This window comes from Wolbachia endosymbiont (group B) of Aricia artaxerxes (assembly GCF_964026975.1).
Classification (GTDB): Bacteria; Pseudomonadota; Alphaproteobacteria; order Rickettsiales; family Anaplasmataceae; genus Wolbachia.
In genome coordinates, this window is sequence record NZ_OZ034718.1 from 171,851 (window position 1) to 185,014 (window position 13,164).

Annotated in this window: 9 protein-coding genes and 1 tRNA gene; 6 read left to right on the forward strand and 4 right to left on the reverse strand. The window is 34.7% G+C overall.

The window, feature by feature from the left end; all coding sequences use genetic code 11:
- Window positions 1-82: 82 nt before the first annotated feature.
- Window positions 83-1,042, reverse strand: a complete 960-nt coding sequence (locus AAGE00_RS00795) for an LD-carboxypeptidase (RefSeq protein ID WP_052264793.1) — start codon at window positions 1,040-1,042, stop codon at window positions 83-85.
- Window positions 1,042-1,659 carry a lipoyl(octanoyl) transferase LipB gene (lipB, locus tag AAGE00_RS00800; RefSeq protein ID WP_052264792.1) on the reverse strand — a complete coding sequence of 206 codons (618 nt, stop codon included), beginning with the start codon at window positions 1,657-1,659 and terminating at the stop codon, window positions 1,042-1,044. The genes AAGE00_RS00795 and lipB overlap by 1 nt, the downstream gene beginning before the upstream one ends.
- A 311-nt stretch (window positions 1,660-1,970) precedes the next feature.
- Between lipB and AAGE00_RS00805 the strand changes: the two genes are divergently transcribed.
- Both AAGE00_RS00805 and AAGE00_RS00810 read left to right on the forward strand, forming a co-directional pair.
- Window positions 1,971-3,146 (forward strand): phage portal protein, encoded by a 1,176-nt coding sequence (locus tag AAGE00_RS00805; RefSeq protein ID WP_007302071.1) that lies wholly within the window; start codon window positions 1,971-1,973, stop codon window positions 3,144-3,146.
- Between the two features lie 53 nt (window positions 3,147-3,199).
- A complete protein-coding gene (locus AAGE00_RS00810) occupies window positions 3,200-3,745 on the forward strand; it encodes an ankyrin repeat domain-containing protein (RefSeq protein WP_007302070.1) in 546 nt (181 codons plus the stop codon).
- 235 nt (window positions 3,746-3,980) lie between these two features.
- On the opposite strand, the gene AAGE00_RS00815 is transcribed toward AAGE00_RS00810, so the two are convergent.
- Window positions 3,981-6,470, reverse strand: a complete 2,490-nt coding sequence (locus AAGE00_RS00815; RefSeq protein WP_341815277.1) for an AsmA-like C-terminal region-containing protein — start codon at window positions 6,468-6,470, stop codon at window positions 3,981-3,983.
- A 375-nt stretch (window positions 6,471-6,845) separates the two neighbouring features.
- The gene (murJ, locus tag AAGE00_RS00820) at window positions 6,846-8,342 is read right to left on the reverse strand and encodes a murein biosynthesis integral membrane protein MurJ (protein ID WP_026097235.1); all 1,497 of its coding nucleotides are present in this window, start codon (window positions 8,340-8,342) and stop codon (window positions 6,846-6,848) included.
- Window positions 8,343-8,473: 131 nt separating this feature from the next.
- On the opposite strand from murJ, the gene AAGE00_RS00825 reads away from it, so the two are divergent.
- The 4 genes from AAGE00_RS00825 to AAGE00_RS00840 all read left to right on the forward strand — a co-directional run bounded on the left by AAGE00_RS00825 (window position 8,474) and on the right by AAGE00_RS00840 (window position 13,163).
- Window positions 8,474-8,549 (forward strand) — tRNA-His (locus AAGE00_RS00825).
- Between the two features lie 147 nt (window positions 8,550-8,696).
- Entirely contained in the window at window positions 8,697-9,227 is a 531-nt protein-coding gene (locus AAGE00_RS00830) for a hypothetical protein (RefSeq protein WP_007302066.1), read from the forward strand.
- An 89-nt stretch (window positions 9,228-9,316) separates the two neighbouring features.
- Window positions 9,317-11,365, forward strand: a complete 2,049-nt coding sequence (mnmG, locus tag AAGE00_RS00835) for a tRNA uridine-5-carboxymethylaminomethyl(34) synthesis enzyme MnmG (RefSeq protein WP_019236692.1) — start codon at window positions 9,317-9,319, stop codon at window positions 11,363-11,365.
- Between the two features lies 1 nt (window position 11,366).
- Complete coding sequence (locus AAGE00_RS00840) at window positions 11,367-13,163, forward strand: aminopeptidase P family protein (RefSeq protein WP_213863963.1); 1,797 nt, start codon at window positions 11,367-11,369, stop codon at window positions 13,161-13,163.
- The last annotated feature ends 1 nt before the right edge of the window (window position 13,164 follow it).

Consider the following 13,164-nt stretch of genomic DNA (forward strand, 5'->3'; position numbering starts at 1 on the left):
CCAGTGTCTAGGCACTGGGATGACAAGGGGGGATACTAGGATGACAACGAAGGTGCTGGAATGAAAGGAGTGTGAGATAAAGCTACTTGTATAACTGTTGCACATCCATAAACTCTTTCTCGTCTTGCATGCTGATGATAGTGTGAGTGTTGAGAGGTAAAGGGTCATTTCTATGTCCATGTCCTACCCCTTTTATTGTAAATACTGGAAAGTTAACACTTTTTGCAAACCTTTCTTTTACAATTTCAACAAGATTATCATTATAACAGTTAACAAAGTCACCGAATATTACTGCATCTACTCCATCAAAAATATGAGCTTGTTTTAGGTGATCTAGACTTCGCTCAATTGAATATGGATAAACTTTTATGTCTTCTAAAAATAGAATTTTGTTTTTTGCGTTTATTTGCCAAGCAGTTCCTATGCTATTTTCAACCAAAGTCATATTACCACCGATGATTTTAGACTCTAATTTGCCATTTTTTAGTCTAATGCCATTGTCGATCATTTTTAGGTTATCAAATCTGATAGAGTTGCGTTGCTTAAGAATTAACTCTTTTAATTTTTCAACAGAGGTTTCAGCAACAGAGTTATTTACTATCATTTCCAACATGGTACCGTGAAGAGTTTGCCAGTCATATTTAACTTGCAGATAAATATGTAAAGCAGTGATATCACTATAGCCTATAAGAATTTTTTTGTTTTGAGCAATTCTTTCTTTTTTATCATTGGGTAACTTTTCTAGATAGGGAATTAGCCGAGAAGCCCCTTCTCCTCCTCTGATACACCAAATTATTTTGCTATCATCAGTGAGCGCATTAACCAAATCATTCGCTCTAAACTCATCAGAGTTAGAATAAAATGGGTTGTCATTACTGTATATTTTCTCCGAAATGTGAGGATTAAAACCCAAAGTTTTTACGGATTCTTTTATAGTGGGCAGATCCGATTCTTTTCCCTTCGAAGAAGGAGCAATAATATCAACTTGATTTGCAGGATTAGTGAGTAAAAGGCATAGAAAATAAAGAATAAAGGAATACATTAAAATATCTTATGAAACTCTTGCTTTAATATATCATCTAATTCGCAAAGAGAAACTTTTACTCCTAGTTTTTCCATTGATGTAACGCCGTAATCTTTTAGTCCACAAGGAATAATACCCTCATAGTGGGAAAGGTTTGGAGAGACATTAAGCGCTATGCCGTGATAAGTTACCCATTTTCTCAAGCGAATGCCAAAAGCTGCTATTTTTTCTTCTACTCCGTTGTTGTTCACCCAAATGCCTATTCTATCTTCCTTAAATTCCCCAAGTATATTAAAGTGTTTTAAAACATTTATGATCCAATTACTTAGGTCTCTGATATATAGTTTTATGTCACATTTGTTTCTTTTTTTAAGATTTAGCATTAAATATATAATGCGCTGCCCTGGTCCGTGATATGTATATTTACCACCCCTACCTGTTTTATATATAGGAAATAATTTTTCAATAATGTCATCATCTGTTGCACCGATTCCTGCTGTGTAAAGTGGAGGGTGCTGGAGCAGCCATACTAGCTCATCAGACAAATTATTGTAAATTTGTTGAATTTTTGCTTCCATGAATTTTATAGCATGGTTATAATCAGTAAATTGGTTAGAGATTAGCCATTCTGTCATGTTCTATTTCTTTAGGTCTATCAATGTCATTCCAGCGCTTGACACTGGAATCCAGAAATTTAATTGTAGATAGCACACTGAACTGGTGAGCATAGTTGCTTTACGCTAAAAGGAACGTATTTGACTAAATTGTATAAAAAGATGGATCCTAGTGTCAAGCTACTTGGATGACAAATATGGGCTACTTGAATGGCACTATCGCAAACGAACTAGTGTCAGCTACTCAGATGATATCATTCTTGTAACACCAATTGATATAATTCAACTATAATTTTAATCTTTTAACAAATTTAATTTTTCAGGAGGCACATATGAATTTTAACATTTTTCAAAGAAAGAAAAGCAGTGAATACTCTGCTTTGCAACTAATGATGGAACCAAGTTGGAGTAGGCGTGATTATGTAAGTTTTGCTGAGGAAGGTTACATAAAAAATGTTATTGCCTTTCGAGCAATTAATATGATCGCAAGTGCTGCATCTTCGGTACCTTTTATTCTCTGCCAGCTTACTGACCAGGGAAAATCACAACTAAAAGCACATCCGTTACTGAAGTTACTTTATTCTCCTAATCCAATGACATCAAAATCAGAATTTATTGAGGGGATTGTAACTTATCGGTTAGTTAACGGCAATTCTTATATATTGATGATTGAGCTGCAGAACAAACCAACAGAGCTTTATCTTCTGCGCCCTGATAGAGTTGAAATTGTTCCGGGGAGAAGTAACGTTCCTTATGCCTATCGTTATACCGTAAATAACAACAGTTATGACTTTAAAGTTGATAAATTGACTGGGCGTTCAACAGTACTGCATCTTAAAACCTTTAACCCTTTGAATGATTGGTATGGACTTTCACCAATTGAGGCAGCTGCATATAGTATAGATCAGCATAATCAGGCTGGTGCTTGGAATCAGGCAATGCTGCAAAATGGAGCAAGACCAAGTGGTGCAATAGTTGTGAAATCAGAAAAGGATGGAAGCGTTGGAAACTTAAGTCAAGAGCAGTACCAACGCTTAAAAGCGCAGATAAATGATCATTACTCAGGTCCTGTCAACGCTGGAAGACCGATATTACTTGAAGGAGGTTTAGAGTGGAAGGAAATGAGCTTATCACCGAGGGATATGGATTTTATTGAGTCAAAACATAGCTCAGCTCGTGATATTGCGCTAGCTTTTGGCGTTCCGCCGCAGTTGCTTGGCATACCGGGTGATAACACTTACAGTAATTTAGTTGAAGCACGTCTTTCCCTTTGGGAACAGACGATTTTACCAACGCTAGAAAATATTATCTGTCACCTGAATTCTTGGCTAGTGCCCAAGTTTGGCAAAGATTTATGTTTGTCATATGATAAAGACGCGATAGAAATTCTAATGGAGAAAAGACAAAAGATGTGGAAATACGTGCAAAACGCAAGCTTCATGACGCTCAATGAAAAAAGAGAAGCTTTTGGCTTGCAACCGTTACCCGGTGGTGATAAGTTGAATTGATGTTTATATAGTATAGATATTTATACTAAGCTGTAAGAAATTAGAGGTATTTTATGTATCAAGAACAAGAAAATTCAGTAAGTAATTCTCGATTGACTCTTCCTCATATGGAATTATCGTTGAGAGCCAAACAAGATACTAATCCAACAGATAATGAAGGTCTTGTCCCTTTACATTATGCTGCTTGCGGAAATCGCTTAGAGCAAGTGAAATTATTGCTTAAAAACGGAGCAAATGTTAATGCATTGGATAATTATGGTTTTACTCCTTTACATTATGCTGCTTCCATAAATTGTAAAGAGGAGGTGGAATTATTGCTTAAAAACGGAGCAGATATTGATGTAAGAAATCATTTCGGTGCTACTCCTTTATATTTAGCTGTTCAGGGAGGCCATGAGAATGTGGTAAAATTATTGCTTAAAAACGGAGCAAATATTAATATAGCAGATAATTCTAGCAAGACTGTTTTACATTTATCTGTTCTCAAAGGCCACACAGAGATAACAAAGTTATTGCTTGGAGATATGGAGACTCCAAGTACAAGCTGCATCGATATAAGCATTGAAGAGTTACAAGTAACTAGTAAGTCTTATTATTAGAGGGTAGATGAAGTTTACTATCTCCTAAATCGTATCTGTTCAGATTCATGTGAAATCAGTCCTTTTTTTCTTGTCATGAAAGTAGCTGACACTGGGATCCAGTTTGACGAAAGCGCTCTACAACGTTTTTTGTGAAAAAGCCAGTGTCAGGCACTGACCATTTGTTGCTACGTTTTTGTCTATCTTATTTTGCCACCCTGCTGAACGGATACCCTAAATCATGTAGCTAAATGAGTTAACTATTTTTCTTGCTAACTAAGGTGTTGTAAATTTGGTCTACATCAAAACTCATCTTAGGGCACCAAATAGGGCCATCTAAGTGTGCCTCGATATAAAGAGGACTATTATGATTTGGTAGTATGAAAAAGAGTCTGAATATAGAAGTTAAGGAGAACTTAGATAAGATTAAATTAGAAGAGATAGAACCTGATGCTTGATCGATACTAAACTGTGAACTAGTTGAACATACACCACTGTTAATACTTACTTTTCCATTAATATTTTCAAAAAGCGTACTGCCATTATATATATCAACGTAAGCAAGCTTGGAAATTTCAGGTTTATTCTTACTGCTTAACAACTTAGTGATGAATGAATTAAAATCCACATTTGTAAACTCTATTTTCTGTGCTTGAAAGTTTACATTTCCTGATAAGTTACTAGCCCAATCATCAAAGCTTGTCCCTTGAGTTTTGATTTCACCACTTAAGCTTATCTTGCCATTTATGTTATTAACTCCTATAACTTCCTTGGTGTCCAAATTTGCAATAGAAAATTTTATGTGAATTGAGCCTGCTTTTAGATAACCCTGAAAAAACATTTGTCCATGTTCTAGTATGTAACTTATCTTTTTGATAGTGATAGTGCTGTTTCTTATCACTGTATCCAAGTTAAAATCTTTTAAGACGTTTTGCCCAATTTTAAATTCTGTAGTTTTGATTTGCACGTTTGCATCAAAATCTCCTTTCTCATCTAAAAAATTAAGCTGCTTTGTTGACCATTGAATTTGATTTATTTCATTTCTTGAGTTTCTTTTTACCTCTAATAGTTTTGGTAATTTAAAGATATTTCCATTAAATTTATTACCTGTAAGGTTTACGTCTAATAAAGGCTTAGTGTATTTTTGATCCACTAATATTTTTACACTACCGGTAATGTCGAAATTTTCTCCGAATAACTTTATTTTATCTGCAACTAGCTTGTTCTCTTGTATTTTTAATGAAAAATCCAAATCTTCAATTTTTGTACCATTGAATATAGAATCTTTAACACTAGTTCTTATATTTACATCATATTTAATATTTTTCAGCCATTGCACTTTGCTGAATAATGAATAATCATATTTATCTATATTAATGTTATGTATGCGAAATTTACTATCGATCATATTGTGTTTTTTTGTGTGATTTACCTTAATTGATCCTTGCCAAGATTCTTTGTTATTTAGCAATCTGATATCTGAAAGAGATAATATTCTAGGTGCTAAATATAGTTTAGAACTTGCTGTAAATTGACTTTTCTCTCTTTCTTGCATCTTGATAGAAGGTAAAATATGTGAAATGAACGACTCACCCTTTATCAATATATCACCATTAAATTCAGACAAGTTGCCATTGTTTGAAACTTTTCCTGATAAGCGAGATATATTATTGGTTCCAGGAAACTGAAGAAGAGTATCAACGTTTATTTCGCCATTAGCAAATTTTAGCGTAGCATGAAATTTGTCCAATATCCTGTTTTGATATTGAATATTTGAAGCTTCCATATTAAAATCCAAGCTCAGGTTCTTTGGCACAACCTCTCTAAAAGATTCTAAAAGACCCTTCATATCTGTTGTTTTGTGTGAGCCGTTTTTTAGGTCGACTTTACTAAAACTAATATTGATATTAGTATGATGACTTTTTCTATCATTTTGTATTATACCAGTGCCTTGCATGCTTTTGGACTCAATTTTTAAATCAGTTGCCGTAAACTCGCTTTCATTGAGATTGATATTGGATGATATCTCAATATTTTCGCTGGGAATCACATAAGAAAGGAAGCTAAGATTAATGATTTTTGCCAAGCCGCTCATAGAATCAGAATTATTATTAATCGTCAATACTAAATTGCCCTTGAGCTCTTCTTGATTTCTATTACCTTTAAATAGCAAATTTGCAAAATTTGAATCAACACTAATGTGTACATTATTTTTTGTGACATTAACCTTTCCAGAAAAATCGTAATTGTTGTCACCAATCTGTACTTCACCAAAAAACTGCTTATTTTTTTTTATAGCAACTTCCTTGATATTAATAGTATCGGCGTTAAAACTTATTTGGCTGTCCTTTATTAATATATCAACTATATTATCATTGGCTTTCGTATTTATAATATTAAGTAAATTTTCTTTGTTGCTTTTCATGCCCAAAAATGAGATTGACTTTGGTTGCAATGAAAATGAAAACAACGATGGCCTTATTTCAATTTTTTTTGCACTAATTAAATCTGATAATTTTTGCTCCTTGTTTTTGTTGTATTGTACATATACATTGTGAATAGTAAGTTTTGGAGTAATGAGCGAAACTTCAATTTTTCCTCCAACATGTACTTTAGCATCATACGTCTTCTCTAACTCTTTTACGATATATTCTCTGTAGCCACTCCAATCCTTAAAAGTTGCAGCAACGTGCATGAGAATTAATAGCAACGAGATTGATAATATGGCGTATAAAGAAAGTTTCATAATAGACCTCTCATTCCAGCATCCCTTCTCTTCTTGTCATCCCAGTTTGGGATCCAGGAAATTTGATTAGACATTAAGTTAATTAGCAAAAAAGTAGCTATTCTTATGTTAAAGCACAGCATTTTTACATGAGAAGCTGGTCTGATGAGCACTGGGTTCCCAGTGGAAATTGCTCTCAAACCACAACACTTATACAGTTGTGTGTGTGACACTGTGATCCAGTGTGACTTAAATAAGGTTTTCCAGATTATATAATCAACAAAATTTCTGGATCCCAGTGCTTGACACTGGGATGACAGGAATAGGTTATGGGATGAAAGAAGTGGATATTGGAATAGTAGCTGAAATGACATATAGCAATACAAAGGGTGTAATTTACACATATTTCAAATTATTCAAATTTCCTCTAAAAATCAGGTAAAGAGTGCTAGAATAAATAATAACACTCAAAGCTATTAAAGTTACTAAATAAACAATACGAGCTAGCCCTCTATCGAAAAACAACCCTGCTGATAAGTAATTAGAGAGATAAAGAACTATTGACATAACCAATGTTGCAGTGAGAATTTTTACAATATTTAGTAATAATGCTTGGCTAAGCTTATACATCTTATTTATTGTTAAATAATTAATCAATAAAATAGAATTTATCCAAGTGGAAATGGAAGTAGCAATAGCAATTCCTATATGTTGGTATTTGTTCATTAATAGGAGATTTAGTATTACGTTAATTCCAAGGCACGTTAATGAGAACATAGTTGGTATTTTTAGCTTTCCCCTAGCAAAGAATGTGGGTAGCAATACTTTATTTATAATAAATGCGGGTAAAGAAAGAGAAAATGCTACTAATGTAGGAACAGTTTGCTGCACTGCATAATAATCAAATCGGCCGTAAGAAAAAAGCGTAAGTAAAATCATGTCAGGAATAATGATAAAAGCAGCAGTTATTGGCATAATTAATATTAACCCTATATTAAGGGCCTTGTTCTGTATTTTGACTATATTCTCAGTATCATTTATTCGTTTTGAAATCATAGGAAGAAGTACTGTACCAATTGCAGTGCCAATTACTCCTTGCGGTAGTTGATTTAGTCTATCGGCATAATATATATAAGAAACTGCATTTGGTATAAAACTCGCCATGATTGTGTCAATCCATACACTTATTTGTATTACACAATTGTTGATAATTGCAGGTATTACACGCTTGAAAAACAACTTCACTTCGTTACTTAGTTCTAAACTAAAAGAAAAGAAAGCCTTTAATTTGTATGCACTAAATATTATTAAAAGTAGCTGCAAAATCCCTCCAATCAGGACGGCTATAGAAAGGTTATGAGCCGGTGTTTCAATGTAAGGTAAAAACAAACTGATGATTAAACAGAGGTTCAAAATGATTGGTGAAATAGCTGTTGAAGCAAAATGCTGTTTTACTTGCAACATTCCACCAATAAGTGATGCGATTGACACGAAGATTATGTAGGGCATCATAATTTTCGACAAAGTTACAGTAAAGGTAAATTTATTTTGGTCAAATCCAGGAGTGAAGATTTTGATCATGTAAGGGAAGAAGGTTTGTGTGATAAGGCAAAAAATTACTAGAATAATAAACGTAATGGATATTACACTACTTGCGAAATTAAATGCCTTTTTATTATCATATGACTCTGCAGAGTATAATGGTATGAATGAGGTAGTAAATGCCCCCTCTGCAAAAAACGATCGAAATAAATTAGCAAAGCGAAACGAGGAAAAGAATATATCTGCAAGAGAGGTTGCACCAATAACCGTAGCAATCAATACATCTCTTATTAGCCCTGAGATTCTTGAAATAGCTGTAAAAAAACTAAATGTGAAAATACTTTTAAACATATCATGGTGTCAATACGATTGAGTATAATGATAAAAGCATGAATGAAAATATTTAACACCCTCTGCAAAAGGAGGTAACTTAAATAATTAATTGACTATTTGTGCTCGTATGTTAAAAATTTTATATCTTGGCGGGCGTAGCTCAGTTGGTAGAGCGTCAGTTTGTGGTACTGAATGTCGCCAGTTCAATCCTGGTCGCTCGCCCCACTCAAAATTTTCACTTTACATAAATATAAACATTAGATATTTTTGCACGGCCGTTAGCATTCCTTGTTGCTCTAGTATTTAGATGGTGGAGGGGAAGTTTGCAATTTAGAGTAAAAATGATGCCTATTAATTAGTGAGAGGGATTGTATGTATATTTGTTTGTTAGCTTATAGTATAGTGTCAGCACTAGGAATATTAGCTTGGTGGTTGAGTTTTGACACTTCATCACCTTTAGCCATAGGTGCAATTGCTGGTTCTATGGCTCTAGCATTGATTGCGGTTTTGCACGTAGGATGTTTGCTATATAAGTTTTGCAAAAGAGATCCTATTGAGGAAGATCATGGAAAAATAGCAATTTTTTTGGGTATGGCTATACCTATAAGTACTATGATTGGGGCAGTGCTTAATGCAAGTGTGATTGCTGTTCTTCCTAACCCAGTAGTAACAGTGATTATCTTAGTAAGTGCAATAACAGGGCTAATAGCAACAATTATGGGGGTTTATGTAGCCACATCTTTAGTGCATTGTGCAGATGAAGCAGCAATTACATTTGCAGCAAGTGCAACTTCGATTACAGATTCTACATTTGTTAGAATATCTCAGGAAGAAGAAGTGGATGAGCGTATTACCTCTCCTACAGTTGAAAAAGTTTCTTCTGTAAAAGAGACGATAATTTGAGCTAAGTTAGTTTGTAACACTGGAATCTGTAAAATTTGACATCAATCACTGATAGTTGGAATATTATAGATTAGGAATTACTCAAGAAGATGCATAAGTACGACGTAGTGGTAGTAGGTGGCGGTCATGCCGGGTGTGAAGCAGCTACAGCTGCAGCACGTCTTGGTGCAAGCACGCTACTTATAACTCACAAAATTTCAACTATAGGAGAGATGTCTTGTAATCCAGCAATTGGAGGAGTTGCAAAGGGTGTTGTAGTTAGAGAAGTAGACGCCCTTGATGGAATAATGGGGAGAGCTATCGACCGAGCAAGCATACACTCGGTCGTTTTAAATGGCAGCAGAGGCGCAGCAGTATGGGGCCCACGTGCACAAGCAGACCGAAAATTATACAAAAAAGCAATACAGGAAATTATTCTAAATTATAACAACTTGACAGTAAAAGAAGAGTCAGTTGACGATTTTCTTATCGAAAGTGATAGCAATGGAGAATCTTATATAAAAGCTGTAATAACAGACTCAGGTGAACGTATACTGACAAGCAGAGTTGTTTTGACTACAGGGACTTTTTTACGTGGTGTGATTCATATAGGAGAGCAAACAACTCCTTCTGGAAGAATAGGAGATAAACCTGCAATAGAGCTTGCAAACACGCTAAAGAAGTATGATTTTAAACTGGGCAGGTTACGTACCGGAACTCCACCGAGGCTTGATCGTGGCACTATAAACTGGTCGGTATTACAAGAACAAGTGGGTGACAATCCACCTACACCATTTTCTTATCTTACAGAGAAAATTAACCAGCCTCAGGTTTCATGTTTTATTACTCATACTAATGAACATACACACAGAGTAATTCGAGAGAATCTTCACAGATCAGCTTCTTCATATTTAGATAACGTTATTGCACCAAGATACTGCCCATCAATTGAAACTAAAGTTAAAAAATTTGCAGAAAAAAATAATCACCAAATATTTCTAGAACCAGAAGGGATTGATGATAACACTATATATCCAAATGGAATTTCAAATTCATTGCCCATCGAAGTGCAGTATGAAATGATAAAGAGTATAAAAGGGCTTGAAAATGCAGAAATATTAAGACCTGGATATGCAGTTGAATACGATTATATCGATCCACGAGAGCTATTTCATACTCTCGAAACTAAGAAAGTTAAAGGACTATATTTTGCTGGTCAAATTAATGGTACCACTGGATATGAAGAAGCAGCTGGGCAGGGAATTATTGCCGGAATCAATGCAGCACTCTCTTTATCTCAAAAAAGTTTTGTTCTTCATCGTACAGACTCATATATCGGTGTAATGATAGACGACTTGGTCACTAAGGGAATTACCGAGCCTTACAGATTATTTACCTCGCGTGCAGAATATAGACTGTCAATCAGGTCAGATAATGCAGATAGAAGATTGACACAAAAAGGTTATGACATCTCTCTTGTGTCGCATGAGAGATACTCTGTTTTGCAGGGTAAACTTAAATCCATTAAGCAACTTGAGGAGAAATTAGAGAGCCTAACAATTACTCCTGAGCAGCTCAGGTCCTATGGCATTAAAATATCTTATGATGGAATAAGAAAAACAGCATTAGATTTGCTCGGTTATCCAAATATTGACTGGAATAAATTACGAGAAATATGGCCAGAGTTAAACATGGGTTCCAGTGTCAGCTACTTGCATAACGCCAAAGCACCTCTTCCTGTCATCCAAGTAGCTGACACTGGGATCCAGTACTTGAATGATGATGGAATGGATGCAGTTGACACTGAAAAAAATGTAGATTCCAGCGTCATGTGCTGGAATAACACTATAACTGATAGCATAGCCAAGAATGAAATATATGAAGCAGTTGCAATTGAAGCAAAATACAAGCCTTATTTAGTAAGACAAGAAGCAGATATGAAGTTTCTACAAGAGGAAGTTAATACTCAAATTCCAACTAATTTCAACTACTCACAGATTAAAGGCTTGTCAACTGAAGTGATAGAAAAGTTGCAGTCAATAAAGCCAGCAACAATTGGTATTGCGAAGCAAATACAAGGTATCACTCCAGCAGCGATAGTTAGCATATTAGTGTACCTTAGGAATAAGAAAACGAAAATAGCTGCTAATTCTGCGTAACATGTCAAAAATCGAAGAATTTCGCTCTTTTATGCACGAAATAAATGTTGATACATTTATGTTGAATACTAAAGACGAGTATTTAAATGAATATTCAAAAGAGTTAGCAGAGTTATGTGGCTTCACGGGAACAAATGGGCTACTTATCGTTACAAAGAGTAATAAGTGCCCATTTTTTACAGATGGACGCTATATCACACAAGCTCGCAGTCAGCTCGATCAGGGCAGTTTTCGAGTATATAATATACAAGAAGAGGATCCACACAAATGGGTAAAAGCAAACTTAACATTGACTACCTCACTGGGTTACTATCCGCAATATTTTACTATGAAGGACATAAGAAAATATGAAGGCATTTGTAAACTAGTACCATACTTAATTAAAAAAGATAGTAGTCATAAAGCACAAACAATAGTCTCACATGTATCTGGTGAGAGTGGTAAGGATAAATGTGAAAGAGTAGCTAAAAACATAGAGGCTGAAGCAGTGCTTCTGACTGATCCAAATTCAATTTCGTGGTTATTAAATTTAAGAAATGAAAGTGCTGAATATACTCCTTGTATATTGGGTCGTGCTATATTGTATAAAAATGCCAATGTTGATTTATTTATTCAAGATAAAGAACATTCAACTATAGAAGCAAATTTTGATAACCATATAAATGTTTTTGATATTAGTGAGCTAGAAAATTCACTACATAAGTTAAATTTGGTGGTGATAGATCCAAGCACGACTCCAATGAGCATTATGAATGCAATAGATCCCTTGTATAACCATTATTTAAATGAAAAATCAGCTTCGGTGTCATTCCAGTGCTTGACCAGAAATAAAAAAGCATGGATCCCAGTGTCAAGCACTGGGATGACGATAAGTAATGAAAGAGGTCTAATAGAAAATAAGCAGATAATTGAGAAGGAGGATCCTTGTTTGATTCACAAAGCAGTAAAAAATCAAACTGAAATAACTGGAGCTATAAGTGCGCACATCAAAGATGGAGTAGCAGTTATAAATTTTCTATATTGGCTTGAAAACAATATTGACAGTGAAATTACTGAGCTTGAAGCTGAAGAAAAAGTTTTAGAATACAGAAAAGAGCAGAATTTGTTTAAGCAACCGAGTTTTCCAACAATTTCAGCATTCAACGAGAATGGAGCAATCATTCATTACCGTGCAAGCAATAAGACAAATAAAGTCATTCAAGAAGATGGGCTGTATTTAATTGACTCTGGTGGTCAGTACCTTGATGGCACAACCGATGTTACAAGAACTATAGCAATTGGTAGTCCAACCAATGAGCAACGAGCTCACTACACAATAGTATTAAAAGCTCACATTGCGATAGCAAGTGCGGTCTTTCCTTCTGGCACTACTGGTGGAGAATTGGACATATTAGCGCGTATACATTTATGGAAATTTGGAATGGATTACATGCACGGTACAGGACATGGAGTAGGAAGTTACCTTTCGGTACACGAAGGACCGCAAGCAATATCAAGAGGAAATAAAGTGGAACTCATTCCAGGCATGATACTTTCTAACGAGCCTGGTTATTATATTCCAGGAAAGTATGGAATAAGAATTGAGAATCTGATGTATATTGAAAGGCGAGAAAACGTCTTTTTAAGCTTTAAACAATTGACCTCTGTTCCTTATGATAAAAAGCTAATAGATATACAAATGCTTACTGAAGATGAAGTTAAATGGATAAATAGCTATCACCAATTTGTTTATAAAAATATAGAAAATGGCATAAAAGATAAGGAATGGTTAAAGAGAGTATGTGAACCTTTAAAATAGT